This window comes from Propionispira raffinosivorans DSM 20765 (assembly GCF_000381065.1).
In the GTDB taxonomy this organism is placed as follows: Bacteria; Bacillota; Negativicutes; order Selenomonadales; family Selenomonadaceae; genus Propionispira; species Propionispira raffinosivorans.
Genome location: NZ_KB905840.1, coordinates 50,182 through 71,232, shown reverse-complemented (window position 1 = coordinate 71,232; position 21,051 = coordinate 50,182). Strand labels below are relative to the sequence as shown.

The window sequence follows — 21,051 nt, the reverse complement described above, 5'->3', positions numbered from 1 at the left end:
GTATATTACTATACTGACGGTTATTTTATTACTTATCGAATAAAATTCATATATATTTTATCTTTTCTTTCCTTAGCTTTTACATGATCTTTGCCATATTCAACTAATTTCATGAGCCAGGCCATATTTTCACCAAGGACATGCATGATTTGCTGCCCTTCGTCGTCTTGTTTAGCCTCACCTTGCGCTGTACCAAAGACTACATTCCAGTAATTTGATGTTGGCATCACCATTTCTGAGTAGTTCAGATAATTATTCAGCTGATCAAATGTTGGAATTCCGCCTGCCCGTCTGACGGCCACAACACTGGCACCAACTTTATGCCGAAGCATTCCACCATTTGCCGAAGTTACTAAAAAAGCACGATCTAAAAACGACTTCATGGTACCAGCAATTGCTGCATAATGTACTGGTGAACCTAAGATTATGCCATCGGCTTCTTTCATTTTTTGAATCCATTCATTGACTTCATCTTTTTCTATTACACATTTTTCATTCATATTGCGACGGCATCCGCCACAAGCTAAACAACCGCGAATAACTTTATTGCCCACATGCACAATTTCGACATCAATATTGTCTTTTTCTAACTCTTCTGCCACCGTTTTAATCGCTTCATAGGTATTTCCATTTTTATTCGGACTTCCATTAAAAGCAACAACTTTCATCTGCTCAACCTCCCCAAATACTAAGTTCAAACTTATCCTTAGTATAGAACTCCATCAATTAATTAACAAGTACGCACTTTTAAGTTAGTTTCCTTACTTTTAGGTAAGATTTATTGAAATCACTATATCTTACGCCTTCAATCTGTTATGATAAAAATATCGATTCAATTTAAGACAGCACTGTTTCAGACATATACATGGCAATCGTCAGGAATGGGTATGGCGGGCGTTACGTAGGAAGCAAACGATGCCCTTACCCCATTCCTGACAGACTGATAGATTGGATGTTCTTTATTGCGTTCTACATAATAACAAAAGCTGATTGAATCTACACGTAAAGGCAGGTACTAAAATGATTGATTATAATGGCAAAAACTATGTATGTCGCTTAGATTTCGCAATGGATTTTATTCGAGGCAAATGGAAAGCTGTCATACTATGTCATTTATACAAGAAACCAAAACGGTTTTTAGAACTCCAGCGTATCACAAATGGAATTAGCCAAAAAGTATTAAATGAAAAACTAAAAGAATTAGAACTAGCTGGCTTAATTCGTAAAATAGCTTATGCTGAAGTGCCACCCAAAGTTGAGTATTCACTCACTACTGAAGGGCGAGATCTTACTAAAATATTAAAAGAAATGGAAAATTGGTCAATAAAATATTATCCCCACCTGGAAGTTTCCTTAATACAATAATTTCAACAAAAAAGCCTGCGAAAATTCGCAGGCTTTTTTGCTTCTATACAGAGATTTTCGCTGGATCCAGTTCTTCTTCTTGAATGCCATACATTTCTCGTTTCATTGTATTTACATCAAGTTCATTTTCCCATTTCGCAACTACAAAAGTTGCAATGCCGTTGCCAATCAAATTCGTAAGGGCTCTGCCTTGCGTCATAAAGCGATCAACACCAAAAATAAGAGCCAGTGCTCCAACTGGTATGGTCGGTATCGTGGACAATGTAGCTGCCAAAACAATAAAGCCACTGCCGGTAACACCAGATGCACCTTTGGATGTCAGCAGCAGCACCGCAATAATCGTGAACTGCTGCATCGCCGTAAGATCCGTATTCGTAGCCTGAGCTAAAAAGATAGCCGCAATTGTCAAATAAATAGATGTCCCATCTAAATTAAACGAATAGCCGGTTGGTATAACGAGCCCGACAATCGATTTAGAACAGCCAACTCGCTCAAGTTTTTCCATCATTCTAGGCAAAACACTTTCGGAAGATGCCGTTCCAAAAACAACCAATAGTTCTTCTTTAAAATAAGCAATATATTTCGTAAAGCTAACACCTGCCCATTTAGCGATCGGCCAAATGACCAATATAATAAATAAGAAACAGGCAAGATAAAAAGTCCCCAATAATTGCATCAACGGGCCTAACGATGCGATGCCATATTTACCAATTGTAAAGGCCATTGCACCAAAAGTACCAATTGGTGCTAATTTCATAATGATATCAACGATACCAAAAAACACATGGGATACATCGCCGATTACACCCAATAGCATTTTCCCTTTTTCACCAAACTTTGATAGCGCCCAACCAAACATAACCGAAAATAAAAGGATCTGCAAAATTTCGCCTTTGGCAAACCCATCTACCACCGTATTCGGAATAATATTCATAAAGAACTCACCGGCCGTATGACTTTGAGCGCCATTCGCATACATTGTCACCGATGATGCATCCAACGTGCTTACATCTACATTCATGCCAACACCTGGCTGGAGCCAGTTTACTAAAAAAATACCAAAGAACAACGAAAAAGTTGTAACCGCTTCAAAATAAAGCAAAGCTTTACCACCCACGCGCCCCACTTTTTTCATATCCCCCATACCTGCTATTCCGCAAACAATCGTACAAAAAATAATTGGGCCAATAATCATTTTAATCAATTTAATAAATGCGTCACCCAAAGGCTTCATACTTTCGCCTACAGATGGATATACGTATCCTAATAAAATACCGATAATAATGGATGCAAAGACTTGAAAATGCAATGACTTAAAAAAACTTTTATTCAAATTACCCACACCTGCCTTTAATTTTTATAAACTATATACATAAAAAATTTTCATTTCGTGAACTCACAAAACACTCTGTACTGTAATAAGATAAATTCCTTCCCTTTATCCTATTCAAATTTAAACAGCATGACAATAGCAATAAGTTATCATACGAATGCATTGATGTTATTATACGATAAAAACAGTAAAATTACTAGCTAGTAAAGCCTACTTGATTTATTAAATTTTTCTATCATGCAATAGATAAAATTTATATATCAACGTCTATATTTTTCAAAAAAAGACTCCTGTTATGATGTTAAAACATCATAACAGGAGTCTTTTTCATTCAATGAATTCTATACAGTATGAGCCGGCTCTACCTCCGGTTCTTTATGCTCATACATCACCTTCTGCAGTTTTTCCACATCTAATTCATTTTCCCACTTTGCTACAACAAATGTGGCAATCCCATTACCAATCAGATTTGTAAGTGCTCGACCTTGTGTCATAAAACGGTCCACACCAAAGATAAGCGCCAAGGCACCTACCGGAATGGAAGGAATTGTCGATAAGGTTGCCGCCAATACAATAAATCCACTGCCGGTAACACCCGAAGCACCTTTTGATGTTAACAGCAAAACTGCAATAATTGTAAATTGCTGCATAAACGTAAGATCGGTATTCGTCGCCTGCGCTAAAAAGATAGCTGCAACTGTCAAATAAATAGATGTCCCATCTAAATTAAATGAATAGCCCGTTGGTATAACAAGCCCTACAATCGATTTGGAGCAGCCAACTCGTTCCAATTTTTCCATCATGCGAGGTAAAACACTTTCGGAAGATGCTGTACCAAACACGACCAACAATTCTTCTTTAAAATAAGCAATATATTTTGTAAAACTAATTCCTGCCCATTTGGCAATCGGCCAAACAACCAAAACAATAAATAAGAAACAAGCAAAGTAAAAAGTTCCTAATAACTTCATCAAAGGACCTAAGGATGCAATCCCATATTTACCGATTGTAAAAGCCATCGCCCCGAATGTACCAATTGGTGCCAAACGCATAATAAGATCAACAATACCAAAAAACACACGAGATACATCACCAATTACGCCTAAAAGCATTTTCCCTTTTTCACCAAACTTTGATAAAGCCCAGCCAAACATAACCGAAACTAAGAGGATCTGTAAAATTTCACCTTTCGCAAAACCATCCACTACGGTATTTGGAATAATATTCATAAAAAACTCACCGACCGTGTGGGTTTGCGCGCCCGTTGTGTACATTGCTACCGAGGCAGAGTCCAGTGTACTAGCATCTACATTCATGCCAACCCCTGGTTGTAGCCAATTCACTAAAAAAATGCCAAAAAAAAGTGAACTCGTTGTAACCGCTTCAAAATAAAGCAAAGCTTTACCACCCACACGTCCCACTTTTTTCATATCGCCCATGCCTGCTATTCCACAAACAATTGTACAAAAAATAATTGGTCCAATAATCATTTTAATAAGTTTTATAAATGCATCCCCTAAAGGTTTCATACTTTCACCAACAGACGGATATAAATATCCCACTAAAATCCCAATGATAATAGACGCAAAAACCTGAAAATGCAATGATTTAAAAAAATCTTTTTTCAAAATGCCTACACCTGCTTTCAGCTCATATGAATTCGTATACACATAAAACCTGTTACATGTCTTCCTATAAAAACTATCGCGCTATATATGAAAGTGCTTATATTCACAAATTGGCGCATTCTGCTGCTTTGCAAAAAGTCTTCTCAGAATATCGGCCTCCTTTTACGCTTAACCCATTTAAATCGTCTTTATCGATAGAATTAAACTATCAAAGCGATGCTTTCACGTTATTATACGCCTAAAATAAAAAAAATACCACCTAGTTTTATAGCATTTTCTAATAAATTTTTTCATTTTATACACAATACACAAAAAAATCGTTAAAAGTATTATATTTTCTGATAATCAGCCATTATCAAAAAAATAAAAGTTAGAGACGAAAAACATCTCTAGCTTTTATTTTAATCAATCTATTTATTGATACTATTTGTTGGAAGCCCTGAAGGGTTTTGCCTTACTGGCAAAATACAACCAAGCAGCAGATAGCCTTCTTTATCTGGCTTTTGCAAATCACTTATTGTTACAGTTTCGCGAAAAGGTGACAAATCGCTTTTTCGTAAGTCAATCGTAAGCAAATCCTTCTTGATCGCACAGATAAGACCAACCTTAACTAATTTGTCCACTGGGTTATATTGTATCGTGATTGTGCCGATTTGTACTTCATTACAGTCTAAAGCCGTCACCCAGCCTGCCGCCTGAGCATTTTGAATCCATTCTTTCACATTACCAGTCCAATTGGCTCCAGGAGCTGGTGCTATTTTATCAAATTCCTTAATCATATATGTTGGCGCCCAATACTCTTTGAAGCTCTTATAACGAGGTTCTTTCGTCTTCATCTGATCCACAGAAGACACTGTATATTTATCTGGATTTTGCTCATAGTCACTTTGTCGTACCGGCCAGATATATCCCATAAATTTTTTATTATCCATTTTCAAAAGATCACTATATAAAATAGAACGTATGCTGATTTTATTCCAACCATCTGTCACCGGTGATTGATGGCTTTCCCCGCCAAAATTATACACAGCCGTTCCCGTAGTAGTTCCTACGTTCATTTCTTCCACTATAATACGATTTGCCAAAACTCGCCTGACGATTGCAACATGACCGCCATCGCGTTTAAGTCCCTGCCACTCAACAATAGCACCTGGTATCACCTCTCGAACGCTCGTCTTAACAACCCAGCCTGCCTGCCTTGCCTGCAGTACCCAATCATAATTGTATTTCAGCCAATTTACGCCTGGTTGAGGTGCAATTTTTCCAAATTCCTGGGCAGCATACTTTGCACAAATTCCATCAGGCAGTCCCTGCCAGCTGGCACCATATGCACTAGCATAAAAGCAAGCAAAAAAAACTCCTATAAATACAAGAACCTTCTGCATAACAAAACACCTCTGTCCTACTACATCTCCCCTTATTCAAAATCAATACGAAATAATTACAAGCAATTCAAAACAAAGGATGTTATTATCTAGAATACCACATCAAAGCCCTTTTGTCCTTCTAAGATATTTTTTATTTTCCTGTTGAAAATTTACAAACTATAGCTAGATGAATAGATCTTACGTAAGAATTATGAAAAAACTATTTATTTTAATTTAACGAAAAAAGCAAAATCGTGTAATATTATTTCAGCATATTTATGATTTTTTATTCAATATTGAAACAGCACTCCAAAAGGTGTTAAATCTATAGAATACCTTTTAGCTCAGTGCTATAGTGTAAACTAGTATATTCATAAATAAATTGAGGTGATCTACAACATGTCAAGATTTTTAGGATTGGATGGTATAAGAACCATTGCCTGCTTGCTGGTAGTTTTTCATCACATGGTACAACGTTTTGGTATAGCAGCAACCAATGAATTTTTAGCGGCGCTCCAGCGAGCTTTTTGGATTACAGCACCATCCGGCGTCAGTATTTTTTTTGTTTTAAGCGGCACCTTGCTTGCCTATCCTTTTTGGAAACACTATTTAGACAATCAACCGCTGCCGAATTTACGAGAGTATACCTTGCGACGGGCCGCCCGTATTATACCTGGTTTTTATCTTGTCATAGCCGTGTCTCTATTTTTAGAAATGTTATTTTTGCCAAATTCACCAAACCGCCTTTTGCGCTTCCTAACTGCCCTTACGTTTACTGGTGGATTCCATTATACAACGTTTTTCCCTGTACCAGAACTAAACGGTCCCTTATGGTCCATTAGTTTTGAGGTTTTTTCATATATACTTCTGCCATTTTTCATGACTGGCTTATTTTACTTAGGAAAACGCCATACCTTTCGCAAAGCCCTGTATTATTGGTTTATTGTATTGCTGGTAATTTTTGGTTTAAACAGCCTCATTCAAATGTATTGCCAGCCGGATAACATTAACCGGGGCTGGCAATATGGTGTTGTGGGGGGCGCCAAATATTGGATGCCGAATTACAATCCAATCGGGTTTTTCGCTCACTATATAATCGGAATTTTTGCTGCGGGCTTTTTGGTATGGTTCAGTAAACATCAAATAATTCGAGAAAAATTAGCTGGTTTTCATTTTTTTGATTTACTTTCCCTTGTTGGACTTTTTTCATTTATAATGATTTTATGGACACAAAAAACAACCCTTGATTTTGGTTTCAGCTGGCAAAATCAACCATATTATTATCCATTTCTTGCTTTAAGCATAGGAATAGTCGTTGCAACAGTTCCTTATAGTAAAATTATTGGTCATATTCTAGATAACCCATTTTCTCGTTATACCGCTAAAATTTCCTTTGGCATTTACATTTGGCATTATATTATCATGACACTTGTAATGATATTTGCTGCACCAAACCATATCCCATCTCCCCTCAAAGATTTTTCCAGCTGGATCACTATTATGGGAATTTCTTTACTCTTAACCTATGCAATTGCTTCTTTATCGTGGTACTACCTGGAAAAACCTATTTTGGATTTTGCCCATCAAAAACTTAAACACACCAAATAAAAAAGAGGCTGTACATCTGCAAATAAATCTGCGGCTGCACAGCCCTTGTTGTATAAAGATATCGTTTATAGCAGGGAAAAATTGTTCATGCTTTATTTTTTTGTTCTGTAAGATAATAAACAAAGGCAGCCAGCGGCATGCTCAGCCCAATTATAGATGTAAAAAACCATCCATACTGTGCATAAGACCAGCCGCCTATAGCAGAACCAACCGCTCCACCGAGGAAAAATATTGCCATAAAAATACCATTCAACCGACCTCGTATTTCACTTCCCAAAGAATAAATAGCTCGCTGTCCTAAAATTAAATTTCCAGAAACCGCCATATCTAACACAATAGCAGCCACAACCAAAATAGGTAAAGCAAAAACCGTATCTTGCAAAAAATGTGTTAACAAAAAGGCGAATGATCCAAGTATAAAAGCTGCCCCCGTCAAGCAACGTGTCCAGCCTCGGTCAGCAAGTCTTCCCGCAATTGGAGCGGCAAGCGCACCAGCAACTCCAGCTAAAGAAAACAAAGCTATACCATTTTGTGATAAAGCAAACGCATCTACCAGCCACAAAGGCATAACAGTCCAAAAAAGACTAAAGGCACTGAATAAAAACGCTTGGTAGATGGCACGACGTCTTAAAATAGAAATTGTTGTAAAAAGGCCCCATAACGATTTGATCAGTTGTCCATACTTCATCGTAGGTACTGGCTTTCGTTCAGGAAGATATTTTCTAAGCATGACCATGATCAATACAATCAAAACTGCCGCTAAAATAAAAACTGCATTCCAATCCCAGGCTGCCGTAATAAAGCTGGCTACTGGTCTGGCCAGCATAATACCAAATAATAAACCACTCATTACATTTCCTACAGCCCGTCCGCGTTGCTCATCGGAGCTGAGATACGCCGCATACGGAACTAAAATTTGAACAGCAACAGCACCTATTCCAATAAAAAAAGATGCGATGAAAAATATGCTTGCTGTTGGAATTACGACGAGAGCCAGCAATGCCAGTAACAGAATCACCAATACGGACAAAATTAATTTTCTATTTTCGATCAGATCACTCAGCGGCACGATAAACAGAAGCCCTAGTCCATAACCAATTTGTGTCAACGTAACAATCATTCCTGATAGCTGTGGTGAAATGCCTAACGCCAGGCTGATTGGTCCGATGAGCGGCTGCGCAAAATATAAATTTGCTACAATAACACCACAGGCTATTGCCAGCATAAGCATCAACCACTGCGGAATTTTTTGATTTTCCTGAGATTTTATATTCATTATTCCTACCTCTATTCATTATTATTTCTTTTACAAAACTGAACGTTTAGTTTTATTAATTTAATAATAAACTAAACGTTCAGTTTTGTAAAGTTTTTTTTATTCGCTTCCCAAATTTAATTTTATTTTATATAATGTACGTATAGTTTTATAATACAGGCCATAAATTGGGAGGTATTTTATTGAATAAAAAAACTGGACGCCCCCGTAGTGCACAGACAGAACAAGCTATACTAGCCGCTTCCTATGATTTACTGCTCGAAAATAATTTTGCTGCGATAACCGTTGATAAAATAGCGGAACGAGCCAAAGTTAGTAAAGCCACAATCTATAAATGGTGGCCAAATAAAGCCGCGGTAATCATGGACAGCTTTATGGCAACGGCTTCGGCAAAACTTCCGCCGCCTGATACTGGCTCAGCGATTAAAGATATTACGCTGCAGGCAACAAACTTGGCAAATTTTTTAAATACGCACGAAGGTAAAATCTTAACCGCCTTAATTGGTCATGGACAATCCGATACCGGCCTGGCAGAAGCTTACTTACAACGCTATTTCAAGCCACGTCGTCTTGATTCTCATCATATTTTAAAACGAGGCATTGCCTCGGGTGAATTTAGGGCAGATATCGATATTGAGTTATCAATTGATTTGATTTATGCCCCAATCTTTTATCGATTATTAATAACGCATGAACCAGTGAATGATCGATTCGTTAACAAAGTAATACAGACCTTACTGTTAGGCATTCAAGGCGCACTACAAAAAAAAGAACATAAATAACAAAAAGATAACTCGCATTCTATAAAAGAATTATGAGTTATCTTTTTTAGTTTCACTACACCTTACGGTATCTACTAAAATGAATTATCAAAATGGTGATATCATTTTTGCAATATGAATATTTGGATTTTTGGATAAATCAATAAATTCTCCATCCAACGTTTTTACAATCGGTAAACTATAGGCACTAGAATTAAAAAAGACGATTTGCGCTTCTTTTCCATTCGAAAGCATAATCCGATTGTTAAGCAAGCTGTTCTTTATTTGTCCAATAAAAATCATGCAAATTTTCAAATCAAATTTATCAAACATACCTGCCGTAAGCGTATCTAAGACAGGAAATGGATTATTACACGTATCCTTATAAGCTACATTATGAAAAAAATCAGCTACACCAATGACTCTGGCATAAGGGTGAATCTTATCGCCTTGTGCACCAGTTGGATACCCACCACCATCCGAACGTTCTCGATGCTGTACAATCCCCAAAATAACCTGATTGGAAAGGCCTTGTGTCTTTTTTAGCAACGCTGCTGTTTTTGCAAAATCAGTTTTTATCCGCAAATCATCAATTGAATGCATTGATAAATTTCCTATGTCATGCAACAAACTTGCCATGACAACGCCCGCAATATCAGCTTCACTCCACTTTAGCTGATGAGCAATCATCCCCGAAAAGTAAGCTACCATAACAGAATGACGAGGAATAAAGTCGGTCAATGTCGCTTGGTTAATAAGTAAGGCATTCATCACTTCAAAACTATGAACCGGACTAATTGCCGAACAAATAAGCTGCACTGAATTTCTTATCTGTGCAACCGGAATAATATCAAATTTACGAACAATATCAAAATTCACGCCTACCGTTTGAACAATTTCATTCTGCTCATTCAAACAAGCTAAACACTCTAGACTTTCGGTCGGTCTTTCTGCTAACGTTTCTACTGGTTCAGCCTCTGCTTCGGTTGAATCAACAAAAACACTTTGGACATCCCAAGTTATCAATAAAGTGATATGCCGCGGTGTCAGGTCTACACCTTTACCGAGTAATACCTTTCCATTTAGTGAAAGTGCCGCATCCGCCAAAATCATTCCTGGTATCAAATTGTCTACTGGCATTAATTTAGCTGCCATACATCCATGTCTCCCTTCAATCAAGAGCATTGATATCCCTCAATGCACAGCAAAATCAATATTATATATTTATATATAATGCATTAAAGAAATTACGTCTAACGTATTAGGCTGTCAGGAATTGGCTATAGGGCATCGTTTACGTCCTCCGTAATGCCACTCAATCCTATATCCAATTCCTGACGATTGCCATATAAAATATTTAATTCAATTCTATATAGAGAGATACTTCAATTCTATTAATTACCTAAATACAGTCCAATCGCTTCAATATAGTTATCGGTTGTTTTGCAAAATACTTAATAAAAATTCATTTTTCATACAAAAAATAGAACTTTTGTCTAGCTTATCATAAATCATCAAAATAAAAGAGCCCTTTACACCGCACAAATCCCATATTTCGGCAGCAATTCATTTAAGATATAGGTGCGGTGAATTTGCAACGCATCATGAAATAATTTCCAATCTGACAGAAGAAAATCATCGCTATATTCGACAGTCTGCTCAAGTTGATGAACATCCAATTCTGTTCCCAACGCCAGATATTCCCATGATTTTTCACCTTGCTTATAATATTCTGGAATTTCATCAACACCAGGAATCGAATGACTATTTATTTCTCGCTGCCAGTCAGTATGCCGCACCTCTGTTTCATGACCCGTAAAATTGGTAAATGTTTTCCGCAAAATTTGTTCTTGTTCCGCCGAAAGCCCAATAGTCGTATCAAACATTGTTTCAATATCTCCAGGAATCGTGCCTTGTTTGAATAAACATAAGGTTTTATAAATATGGTTCGCTGCATCAATAAAAATCTCTATGTTATTGCGCTTCATAAAGTTTTCCGTTCCGGCGCCTGGATTTCTGCCATCTTCATATTCAAAAGACCATTCGCTCACATAAGGTAAATCCGGATATGTGAATACAGCCCCATGACCGAGTGGCAGATATTTATTGATCCAAGCATGGGTTTTATCTTCCGCTTTAAGAATAAATTCATCAACAGTTTTTATAATTCCGGTACCACTTTCTTTATATTGCAGATTTTTTATTTGGTTCTTTTTACTGATGATCCCTGAAAACCCTTGATGTGCCCAGCTATCGGCATAGATATGCAGGGTAATACCCAAACGATGCAGCTCTGTTCGGCTGCCTTTTTGCTTTAGGCATTCCAATATCATTTCACGACCTACATAGCTGTTGGGATAGCAAATCAAGCGATCTGTCATGTCTTGTTCCGCTGCCTGTCCAGCAGGTAAGCCTAAGTTTCCTGGTAAAAAATGAAAAGGAACCCATACAAACTGATCTTCAATTTCATTTATATTATGGCATAGATCAAAAGCTGAATGAGCTGAACTCACCCTGGAAAACATTGCTCCATTGGTAAATTTGACGACACCAGAGTGAATGGCATCATCAACATATTGTGAGCTATGCGCTATCGTATCCGATTCAACTGCACTATAGCCTGCCCATTGTGCTAAAACATAAACTACATCATAATGGAAATCTTTTTGCATTATAACAACTCCCTTAAAATATATTTCATATACAGTTTTAAATTCTCTGTCATTACCAGATTTACTTCTTATTTATAAAAAAATCCATCCTGTTGTGTTTACTTCGCTCTATTCAGGGACATTTCCTTGTCCTTCTTGAAATATATCTATTTTCAAGCACTTTGCTTCGCCTATTATAGTTTAACCAAACCCCCGTAATATAAGGCAGCATTCTTTCATGCAACCTATATTATATCTTTACCCTTAACAGAAATTTAAGTATTATTTAACAAATTAATAACATGACCATCCGCATAGCATGCTATGCTTTTACCGTAATAAAAAATAGTATACTGCGATCTGAGAGGTGATCTTTATTGTTTATTTCGTCAAAAAAGAAGCGTCTATTGCAACTGGTTCAAAGTTTATCCTATTTAGCTCCCTCCCTTTTATTGTTTATATGTTTTGTATTCTATCCTTTATTAAAATCAGCACAGCTCAGCCTCTTCAATACCGATTTAATCGGACAAGAAACAATATATATAGGCTTTCAACGCTATAGCGACATGTTTTCTTCGTTGCAGTTCCTTCATAGCTTATGGGCAACCGTGTTATTTACAATATACACTGTATTGCCTGGTATGCTAATTGCGCTGGGTCTTGCCTATATTGCAAATTGGCAGCTGCGAGGTATTGCTGTTTTTCAGACGATTTTTGCCTTTCCCTTATCGATTGCCGTCGCTGGCGCATCGATGATTTTTATGATGCTTTTCAATCCAACGGCCGGAGTCTTTGCTTATTTTCTGCAAATATTTCATCTGCCGGCCATTTCTTGGCTAGCCGATCCAAATTGGGCTCTTATCTCTGTTTCCCTCATAGCAATTTGGCGTGGTCTGGGGTTTAACATCATTATTTTCCTGGGCGGCTTACAATCCATTCCCAAACATTTATATGAAAGTGCTGGACTGGACGGTGCCTCTCCCTGGCGGCAATTCATCGACATTACCTTGCCGCTCTTATCTCCAACGAGCTTTTTTGTTTTTATTGTTTCTATTATTAATTCTATGCAGACTTTTGGTGAAATTAATATTTTAACCCAAGGCGGACCATCCGAAAGCACCAATGTAATTGTGTATTCAATTTATCGAGAGGGCTTTTTTAACTTAAATTATAGTTATGCAAGTGCTGAGTCGATTATATTATTCTTTATCATTTTGCTGCTTACTTTATTTGAATTCTGGTTATTGGAAAGAAAGGTGTTTTACCGATGAAAAATATCCTTCGTTATTTCTTTTTAACAGCAGCCGCTTTTTTCATTCTAGCACCTTTTTTATATGCTGCTGCCGTCAGTTTTGAGACTGCATCAGAAGCTGCGACTTTCCCGCCCCAATTTATTCCTTCAGGGTTTTATACGGACAGTTACAGCAAAGCTATGGCTACTGCTCCCATTTTCCATTTCATTTTAAACAGTTTTATTGTTTCTCTTTTGGTTACAGCCGGACAGGTTGTTACCTGTAGTTTAGCGGCTTTTGCTTTTGCTTTTTTAGAGTTTCCTTATAAAAAATTACTATTTGCCCTATTTCTCTCTACCATGATGATTCCCTGGGAATCTACCATTATACCGAACTATTTTACAATACGTTCCTTGGAATGGCTGGATACCTATCAAGGACTTTCCGTGCCGTTTTTTGCTTCAGCTTTTGGCACGTTTTTATTGCGGCAATATTTCCAAACTTTACCACGAGAAATTTTTGAAGCTGCCCGTATGGATGGCTGTGGGCATTTTCGTTTTTTTATCACGATGGTATTGCCATTATCGCGCCCGGCTCTGGCTACATTAACGGTATATGCTTTTTTAACTACATATAATCAATATCTGTGGCCTTTATTAATAACCAATACCGATAATATGCGAACGGTACAAATTGGTTTAGCCATGCTGCAATGGGATCAAGGAATCTCTTGGAATACGACAATGGCAGGTATCGTGCTTGTATCTTTACCTACCATCCTATTACTGGTCTTAGGGCAAAAACAATTAGTCCGAGGGCTGACTGCAGGGTCTACAAAGGGTTAAATATAAAATATGAGGATGTGACAAAATGACAAAAAGTTTCTTTAAAAAATTAATTACTTTCGCAACACTTATTATGACAGTATTTGCAATCAGTGGCTGCGGCACAAAAACTGAACCTGTCTCTGAAAACAAACCTGTAAAAATCGTTTTTTGGTATGCAGTCGGTGGCAAAGTAGGTGAAGCTACAAAAACACTCGTTGATGAATTCAATTCCTCCCATCCCGATATTCAGGTTGAAGCTGTATTTCAAGGTGATTATGATTCAGCCATTAACAAATTGAAACAATCCATCCCTTCGAAAGGGACACCAAATGTAATGCAGGTATATGATATTGGTACACGTTTTATGATTGACAGCAAAGCTGTCGTACCTGTTCAAAAATGGATTGACCAGGAAAAATTTGATATGTCCACTTATGAACCAAATATATTAGCCTATTATACCGTCGATAATAAATTATATTCAATGCCATTTAATACATCTACGCCAATTTTATATTATAACAAAACAATGTTTAAAGAAGCGGGATTAGATCCAGAAAACCCGCCAAAAACATTTGAAGACGTTACAGCTGCGGCTCAAAAATTGACTAGTAGAGATGCCAATGGTACTGTTACAAGACCAGGGCTTTCAGTAGCTATTTATGGTTGGTTTTTCGAACAATTTTTGGCTGAACAAAATGCTCCTTATACAAACAATGGGAATGGCCGTGACAGCCTGACAACTGCTGTTTCTTTTAATTCACCACAAGGCGAAAAAACACTAACTTGGTGGTCCGGTATGGTCAAAGATGGTACGGCTTCCAATATGGGTCGAAAGACAGCGGATACATTAAAAGCCTTCATTGCCGGTCAGACAGCCATGACGATTGATTCTACTGGCAATCTCGGCGATATCATGGATGGTGTTAATGGAAAATTTGATGTAGGTACAGGGTTTATGCCACATCCAGCTGATGCAAAAGATGGTGGCGTTATCATTGGCGGCGCTTCGCTTTGGATGCTTGCCGGTCATGCAGACCCTGAAGAAAAAGCCTCCTGGGAATTCATTAAATTCATGACAGCAGCCAAACAACAAGCTTTTTGGCATATAAAAACAGGCTACTTCCCAGTAACAAAAGCAGCATATGATGACCCTGACCTAAAAAAATATGAAGAAAAGTATCCACAATTTAAAGTTGCGATTGAACAACTTCACAATACGCCAATTAATCGTAATACGCAGGGTGGCTTGCTTGGTGTATTTACGCAGTCACGTCAAGAAATTGAAAGCGCGATCGAACAAGTATTAAACGGACAGAGTACACCACATGATGCACTTCAGAAAGCAACTGATACGGTAAACGGTGCAATCGAACGATATAATCAAACAACCAAGTAGAAAGGAATTGCCCATGGCTACAATAAAACTACAACAAATAAGCAAAGCATTTACAGACCATATTGCCGTAGCGCCATTTGACTTAACAATCGAAGATGGTGAATTTCTCGTACTGGTTGGTCCCTCCGGCTGTGGCAAAACAACTACGCTGCGAATATTAGCGGGCTTAGAGACACCAAGTGCCGGACAGCTATTCCTTGATGAAAAAGATATTACAAATTGCGAACCTAAAGATCGTGATATTGCGATGGTTTTTCAAAATTATGCTTTATATCCACATATGAATGTATATGATAATATGTCCTACGCCTTAAAACTGCGTAAATTATCAAAGTCACAAATTGCAGCTGCCGTTGAAAAAGCAGCTGCAATGTTAGGACTGAAAGATTTGCTTAAACGATATCCCCGTGAACTGTCTGGCGGTCAGCAGCAACGGGTAGCATTAGGTCGGGCTATTGTGCGGCAGCCTAAGGTATTCCTTATGGATGAACCACTCAGTAATCTCGATGCCAAGCTCCGTGTTCAAACACGTGCTGAACTGATTGCTTTACACAATAAACTCAAGACCACCATCGTCTACGTAACCCATGATCAAGTCGAAGCGATGACGATGGGGACTCGAATCGTCATTATGAAAGATGGTTTTGTTCAGCAAATAGGGAAACCGATCGACTTATATAATCGACCCGTCAATCGGTTTGTTGCCGAATTCATCGGTGCGCCACCCATGCAATTTTTAAGTGGCTCTATTGTTAAAAATGAAGAAAATCTTATTTTCCAAGGCGATGGTTTTGCACTAAACCTACAAGGTCGAGGTGAAGCAGCGTCAGAAATTTATCTTGGTATACGTCCTGAAAATCTGCACCTATGCACCGAAAAAACTCCCAATTCTTTTTCAGCCCAAGTATTGATTGTAGAAAATATCGGTTCCGAAGCCATTATTCATTGTGACGTGGGACATGAAAAAATAGCTATAAAAATCCCAGTACCACAAACTTTGCCGGAAATCGGCGAAATTCTGTTTGTGATACCGGGTAAAGGTGATTTGCATATTTTTGCCAAAGGCAGCGAAAAGTCTATGGCTATTGTACAACTATCGCTTTAACCAACAATCTGGATAATCGCTAAAAATCCCATGAATGTTTAGCTTCTTGACAAAGTTAAATTCTTCCAAAGTATTCACTGTATAACTATTAACGCCGATTCCAGCATCATGTGCTATCTTGATCCATTTTGCATCAAGATAATGCCAATGTGAATGCAGGTAATCGGCGTTTGTTTGTTTAATGAAACTAAGAACATCTACGGGGTAGCAGGAAAATAATACGCCTGTTTTAAAACGATTATCTAACTCTTTAATTTTACATAAAGAAGGATGATAAAACGAAGATATGTTGATTCTGCCATAAAGATCAAACTCCTTCGGTGCAATTGTTTTCATGATATGAATTAATTTTTCTTCAATGCCTTCATAAAAGACTGGACCATTTTTAATTTCAACATTTAAATACAAAGGCGTTTTTACATACCACGTAAAAAACTCAATGAATGTTACAATTTTGATTTCTAAAAAAGGCTCACCAAACCAAGAGCCAAAATCAAATTGCTTGAGCTCTTGCAATGTAAAGTCACGAATCCAACCGCTTCCATTACTGGTGCGATCAATCGTATGGTCATGACAAATAACAATTTCTCCGTCTTTGGTCATCTGTACATCAAGTTCTATACCATCAACCTTTAGCTCTAATGCTTTTTGAAACGCAGCCATCGTATTTTCTGGTGTATAACCGCGAGCACCGCGGTGGGCATAAATCATCATGATAGCTTCTCCCTTACTACTATTTTTTTACTACAACATTAATTCACAGGCTTAATCTCCGTGTCATAGTCACGACCCTGTATCATCCTTTTACGACCAGCATCAAACTTTGCGTTAATGATACTTTTCGTCGGATCAAATTCACTGGTCTTTATGTCAACAAGATCCAATACCGTATGAATCATATCATCCGTCATATAAGGTTTGTTAACAGCGGCTTGAATCTGTCGCCATTTTTCCGGGTATTTCGCTTTAAACAGATCCGATGCCCAAATAATCATCGGTACTTCCAGCATATAACGATTCGGGTTTTCTTCCACATGACCCGCAAAATTACTGTTATCATAAATCGTTTCACCATGATCCGGCAGATAAATAACCAGTGCCTCCTGCTCTCTAAACTTATCGATAATACCACTTACAATATAATCATTATAGTAAATTGCATTCGCATATTGCGCTAAAACAATTTTCTGTTCTTCGGTCGCTTCGCGCGTAATATCATCTTTCGTAAATTTAGCAAAGCTATAAGGGAAACGACTATAATACAAACTATGTCCCCCCATAAGATGAATCACATAAAAATTCTTGGCCGCTTGTTCTTGCATAGCACCGTCGATCATCGGAAATAATTCGCCATCTAAACTGCCAAAATCTTCATGAGAATCACGCAGGCGCGTAAATTCATGTTTCGTGCTCCGTTTAGCATAAAGCTGGGCTACATTCCCCCAAATACCTGCACTTTCCTGATTGGACAGCCAAAATGTCTTGTAACCAGCGTTATTCATGACGTCAATCAAATTGTTGTACTCATACCATTCCTTATCTGATTCATAGTCAGCAAAGGTAAATAAATCGCGAAGTACAGACACCGTTGTTGAATGTGGACTGATGCAATCGGTAAATACACTGATTTCATTTTTGCGTTTTAGTTCATCTAAATTGGGTGTGTTTGGCAAATTATAACCATATAAATGCATGTGCTGACGGTTTGTTGCCTCTCCTAAAATAAATACAACCTGCGGAATTTCACTTTTATTATCCGTAATGCTGCTCTTTACATTCAGTTTCGAAGACAGTTCCTGATAAGCTTCAATATTATTAATTGCCGTCTGCATGGATGTATAAGTACGCTGCACTGGCAAGTCCAAGGAACCATTTTCAAGCAAGCCTGCATAAGCTGTACAAATACGCAGCGTTGCAAGGCTGCTTACGATTAATAATAAAAACACCAGTCGATTTTGTTTGCGCCGACTTATTTTTATCCGAGCCAATATACGATATCGCTGCACAAAGACTAAAAATAAAATCATACCAACAACTGCTGCTACACCTTGAAAGCCAATATACATTTTCCAAAACTCAACTGCTTCATGCGAGTTCGTTTCTAAAACAGCATTGATAATTCCGGCACCAATTAATGCTTTATAATTATACATAGCAAACATTTCGATAAGAAACGGTAGACCACTGATGAAAAGCAAAATTCCCTTCAGCACATTTTTTATTTTAACGGTAGGAAAAATTTGCATCACCATAGTCACTGCCGTCACAGCCATAAAAAGGCTAAATCCATACCCAATCACAAGTTCTATTTCTTTCGCACGCCAAAGGGACCAAGCCATTGTCGTATAATTCAATAAAAACAACAAACCCATAAACCCAAAATTATTTTGAAAAAGTTTTTGCACCCAGCCAGCTACACGCAAAAGCTTCCATTTTTTTTGATTTGTCCTCACGAACTCAACCTCATTCTGCTCTTTTTATATGTTAAAAAGACTATTTTTTAAACAAGTTTAGCATTATCACTATAGCCCATTCTTTTAAACTTTTCAATATTTTTCAGAAAATTTCCGACAACTTTTTAGGGCGCACTAGAAAAAAGACTACCTTACGTTGTAAGGCAGTCCTAAGCATTTTTTTATTTTCGTTCGGTCAGAGCAAATAAAGATTCATCTGCCGATTCATCAATATTTTGTTTGTTAATACCAAAAGCATAATAGCAAATCGTGATGATAATACAAAAAGCCGCGCCCACCAACAAGGATAGCTGCGTTTCTTCATTAAAGCACATCCCAATAAGAACCAAACATAAAAAAACAATTACAACATAATTACTGATTGGGAAAAATAGGGATTTAAACGGATGATCTTTCATTTTCTCTGCCCATTTTTTCCGAAATTTAATTTGACTAATGCATAACACAACCCAGGGAATCATTCCCGGCAAAATACTGGCACTATAAATATAAACAAAAAGCTTCGAATGAGGATAGATATAATTTAACAAGACACCCACTAGCAAACAGGCAATCGTCACCTTAATTGCATTCGCCGGAACACCATTTTTTGAAATTTTCCCTAAAAATTTGGGAGCCTGTCCATTTTCCGCTAACGTATAAAGCATTCGACCTGCACTATAGATTCCACTGTTACAGCCCGACATGGCAGCTGTAAGCACCACAAAATTAATAATTCCAGCCGCTGCCGCAATACCTATTTTGGCAAAGGTCAAAACAAACGGACTACCTAATGTGCTAATTTGATCCCATGGATAAATTGTTGTAATAACAAAAATTGCTCCAATATAAAAAATCAAAATACGCCAAATAATATTTTTTGTTGCCTTTCTAAGGGTATTTTTCGGGTCTTGTGCTTCGCCAGCTGTAATACCAACCAATTCAACCCCTTGGTAAGAAGCAGTTACCAGACAAAGCGCAAAGACAAACCCTTGCCAGCCACCGGCAAAAAAGCCACCGTTATTATACAAATTACCTAGGCCAACGGCCTGTCCGCCATTGCCAAAACCAAAAAATATCATACCAAAGCCAATCAACAGCATCGCTAAAATAGTCACAACTTTAATCAATGCAAACCAAAATTCACATTCACCATAATATTTTACAGAAGCTAAGTTAGCGGCAGCGACAATGCCCACACCAATCAAGGCCGGTAGCCAAGCTGGCAGATCTGTAAACCAATAATTCATATAAATACCAATGGCCGTAACTTCTGACATCCCGACAGTTACCCATAAAAACCAATAACACCAAGCAGTTAGATAACCAGCCCACGGACTGATATACTTATTCGCATAGGTTGCAAAAGAACCCGTAACTGGTTCTAAAAAAAGCATTTCTCCCATAATACGCATGACAAAAAACATCACAGCTCCAGCTAAAGCATACGCAAGCAGCACGGATGGCCCCGCCCATTTAATCGTACTTGCTGATCCCATGAATAACCCTACGCCGATCGTACCGCCTAAAGCAATCAATTCAATATGGCGTGCTTTCAGCCCACGGCTTAATTCTTTCTCTTCCACCAAACGTTCCCCTCTCAAATCATAATTAAATAAACCATTAAAACAATATGTGTCTTGTTACCATAGACTATTCTACTCTTTTATACACATTCTTGCAAAAAAATTATTGAATTTATTGAAACATATAAAGAATTACAATAAAAAATTATTATCGTGTCTTTTCTCAATGGACCATCGCAAAGAACTACAAGCAAACAATAAATTCTAAATCATATAATTACCCTTGTAAAACAAGTAACTATATGTATCGACCTCATTTGTTTGAGAACAGTTCCCCATTACAAGCCATTACCTTCATCAAAATGTACTCTCATAAAAAACATTTGTTTGAAAATATTTTTGTTCTTTGTCTGAATACATTACAAGACGCAAATCAATGTTTTCAATACTTTTATTTCAATAAAATGAGGGGTATCACATAAACGATATATTGATCGCTTATGTGATACCCCTCATTTTT

General features: G+C 37.6%; 17 protein-coding genes. 7 read left to right on the top strand and 10 right to left on the bottom strand.

Going from position 1 to position 21,051, the window contains the following annotated elements; genetic code table 11:
• Positions 1-32: 32 nt before the first annotated feature.
• Positions 33-668, bottom strand: coding sequence for a flavodoxin family protein (locus F606_RS0101925; RefSeq protein WP_019552171.1), 636 nt, complete (start codon positions 666-668; stop codon positions 33-35).
• A 352-nt stretch (positions 669-1,020) separates the two neighbouring features.
• On the opposite strand from F606_RS0101925, the gene F606_RS0101920 reads away from it, so the two are divergent.
• Positions 1,021-1,365: a winged helix-turn-helix transcriptional regulator gene (locus F606_RS0101920; RefSeq protein WP_019552170.1), complete on the top strand. Its 345-nt coding sequence runs from the start codon at positions 1,021-1,023 to the stop codon at positions 1,363-1,365.
• A gap of 43 nt (positions 1,366-1,408) precedes the next feature.
• On the opposite strand, the gene F606_RS0101915 is transcribed toward F606_RS0101920, so the two are convergent.
• The 3 genes from F606_RS0101915 to F606_RS0101905 all read right to left on the bottom strand — a co-directional run bounded on the left by F606_RS0101915 (position 1,409) and on the right by F606_RS0101905 (position 5,711).
• A complete protein-coding gene (locus F606_RS0101915; RefSeq protein ID WP_026329193.1) occupies positions 1,409-2,707 on the bottom strand; it encodes a dicarboxylate/amino acid:cation symporter in 1,299 nt (432 codons plus the stop codon).
• 332 nt (positions 2,708-3,039) lie between these two features.
• Entirely contained in the window at positions 3,040-4,326 is a 1,287-nt protein-coding gene (locus F606_RS0101910) for a dicarboxylate/amino acid:cation symporter (RefSeq protein WP_033368132.1), read from the bottom strand.
• 410 nt (positions 4,327-4,736) lie between these two features.
• Positions 4,737-5,711, bottom strand: coding sequence for a CHAP domain-containing protein (locus F606_RS0101905; RefSeq protein ID WP_019552167.1), 975 nt, complete (start codon positions 5,709-5,711; stop codon positions 4,737-4,739).
• A gap of 381 nt (positions 5,712-6,092) precedes the next feature.
• Here F606_RS0101905 and F606_RS0101900 point away from each other — a divergent pair, with 381 nt between their 5' ends.
• Positions 6,093-7,301 carry an acyltransferase family protein gene (locus F606_RS0101900; RefSeq protein ID WP_019552166.1) on the top strand — a complete coding sequence of 403 codons (1,209 nt, stop codon included), beginning with the start codon at positions 6,093-6,095 and terminating at the stop codon, positions 7,299-7,301.
• A gap of 85 nt (positions 7,302-7,386) precedes the next feature.
• Here F606_RS0101900 and F606_RS0101895 read toward each other — a convergent pair whose 3' ends face one another.
• Positions 7,387-8,577, bottom strand: coding sequence for an MFS transporter (locus F606_RS0101895; protein ID WP_019552165.1), 1,191 nt, complete (start codon positions 8,575-8,577; stop codon positions 7,387-7,389).
• A gap of 182 nt (positions 8,578-8,759) precedes the next feature.
• Between F606_RS0101895 and F606_RS0101890 the strand changes: the two genes are divergently transcribed.
• Positions 8,760-9,359, top strand: coding sequence for a TetR/AcrR family transcriptional regulator (locus tag F606_RS0101890; RefSeq protein ID WP_019552164.1), 600 nt, complete (start codon positions 8,760-8,762; stop codon positions 9,357-9,359).
• An 87-nt stretch (positions 9,360-9,446) separates the two neighbouring features.
• Here F606_RS0101890 and F606_RS0101885 read toward each other — a convergent pair whose 3' ends face one another.
• Together F606_RS0101885 and F606_RS0101880 are read right to left on the bottom strand one after the other, a co-directional pair.
• Positions 9,447-10,493, bottom strand: a complete 1,047-nt coding sequence (locus F606_RS0101885) for an HD-GYP domain-containing protein (RefSeq protein ID WP_019552163.1) — start codon at positions 10,491-10,493, stop codon at positions 9,447-9,449.
• A gap of 377 nt (positions 10,494-10,870) precedes the next feature.
• The gene (locus tag F606_RS0101880; protein ID WP_019552162.1) at positions 10,871-12,010 is read right to left on the bottom strand and encodes a DUF6765 family protein; all 1,140 of its coding nucleotides are present in this window, start codon (positions 12,008-12,010) and stop codon (positions 10,871-10,873) included.
• A gap of 620 nt (positions 12,011-12,630) precedes the next feature.
• Between F606_RS0101880 and F606_RS0101875 the strand changes: the two genes are divergently transcribed.
• The 4 genes from F606_RS0101875 to F606_RS0101860 are packed head-to-tail and all read left to right on the top strand — an operon-like array spanning position 12,631 to position 16,552.
• Positions 12,631-13,260, top strand: a complete 630-nt coding sequence (locus F606_RS0101875) for a carbohydrate ABC transporter permease (protein ID WP_211210010.1) — start codon at positions 12,631-12,633, stop codon at positions 13,258-13,260.
• Entirely contained in the window at positions 13,257-14,066 is an 810-nt protein-coding gene (locus tag F606_RS0101870) for a carbohydrate ABC transporter permease (RefSeq protein WP_019552160.1), read from the top strand. The genes F606_RS0101875 and F606_RS0101870 overlap by 4 nt, the downstream gene beginning before the upstream one ends.
• A 25-nt stretch (positions 14,067-14,091) precedes the next feature.
• Complete coding sequence (locus tag F606_RS0101865) at positions 14,092-15,447, top strand: ABC transporter substrate-binding protein (RefSeq protein WP_019552159.1); 1,356 nt, start codon at positions 14,092-14,094, stop codon at positions 15,445-15,447.
• A gap of 13 nt (positions 15,448-15,460) precedes the next feature.
• The gene (locus F606_RS0101860) at positions 15,461-16,552 is read left to right on the top strand and encodes an ABC transporter ATP-binding protein (RefSeq protein WP_019552158.1); all 1,092 of its coding nucleotides are present in this window, start codon (positions 15,461-15,463) and stop codon (positions 16,550-16,552) included.
• Here the strand turns inward: F606_RS0101860 and F606_RS22565 are convergent.
• From F606_RS22565 to F606_RS0101845, 3 genes are all read right to left on the bottom strand, one after another.
• On the bottom strand, positions 16,541-17,266 hold the full coding sequence (locus F606_RS22565; RefSeq protein ID WP_019552157.1) for a glycerophosphodiester phosphodiesterase: 726 nt from the start codon (positions 17,264-17,266) through the stop codon (positions 16,541-16,543). The two genes, F606_RS0101860 and F606_RS22565, sit on opposite strands and share 12 nt — an antisense overlap.
• Positions 17,267-17,304: 38 nt before the next feature.
• Positions 17,305-19,005 (bottom strand): phosphoethanolamine transferase family protein, encoded by a 1,701-nt coding sequence (locus F606_RS0101850; protein ID WP_019552156.1) that lies wholly within the window; start codon positions 19,003-19,005, stop codon positions 17,305-17,307.
• A 182-nt stretch (positions 19,006-19,187) separates the two neighbouring features.
• Entirely contained in the window at positions 19,188-20,591 is a 1,404-nt protein-coding gene (locus F606_RS0101845) for an amino acid permease (protein WP_019552155.1), read from the bottom strand.
• Positions 20,592-21,051: the final 460 nt, after the last annotated feature.

What these genes read in the sequence shown, in the direction of transcription:
- F606_RS0101870 (WP_019552160.1), top strand. Translation starts at nt 13,257, where the DNA reads ATGAAAAATATCCTTCGTTATTTCTTTTTAACAGCAGCCGCTTTTTTC.
- F606_RS0101900 (WP_019552166.1), top strand. Translation starts at nt 6,093, where the DNA reads ATGTCAAGATTTTTAGGATTGGATGGTATAAGAACCATTGCCTGCTTG.
- F606_RS0101860 (WP_019552158.1), top strand. Translation starts at nt 15,461, where the DNA reads ATGGCTACAATAAAACTACAACAAATAAGCAAAGCATTTACAGACCAT.
- F606_RS0101875 (WP_211210010.1), top strand. Translation starts at nt 12,631, where the DNA reads ATGCTAATTGCGCTGGGTCTTGCCTATATTGCAAATTGGCAGCTGCGA.
- F606_RS0101895 (WP_019552165.1), bottom strand. Translation starts at nt 8,577, where the DNA reads ATGAATATAAAATCTCAGGAAAATCAAAAAATTCCGCAGTGGTTGATG.
- F606_RS22565 (WP_019552157.1), bottom strand. Translation starts at nt 17,266, where the DNA reads ATGATGATTTATGCCCACCGCGGTGCTCGCGGTTATACACCAGAAAAT.
- F606_RS0101905 (WP_019552167.1), bottom strand. Translation starts at nt 5,711, where the DNA reads ATGCAGAAGGTTCTTGTATTTATAGGAGTTTTTTTTGCTTGCTTTTAT.
- F606_RS0101885 (WP_019552163.1), bottom strand. Translation starts at nt 10,493, where the DNA reads ATGGCAGCTAAATTAATGCCAGTAGACAATTTGATACCAGGAATGATT.
- F606_RS0101925 (WP_019552171.1), bottom strand. Translation starts at nt 668, where the DNA reads ATGAAAGTTGTTGCTTTTAATGGAAGTCCGAATAAAAATGGAAATACC.
- F606_RS0101865 (WP_019552159.1), top strand. Translation starts at nt 14,092, where the DNA reads ATGACAAAAAGTTTCTTTAAAAAATTAATTACTTTCGCAACACTTATT.
- F606_RS0101880 (WP_019552162.1), bottom strand. Translation starts at nt 12,010, where the DNA reads ATGCAAAAAGATTTCCATTATGATGTAGTTTATGTTTTAGCACAATGG.
- F606_RS0101920 (WP_019552170.1), top strand. Translation starts at nt 1,021, where the DNA reads ATGATTGATTATAATGGCAAAAACTATGTATGTCGCTTAGATTTCGCA.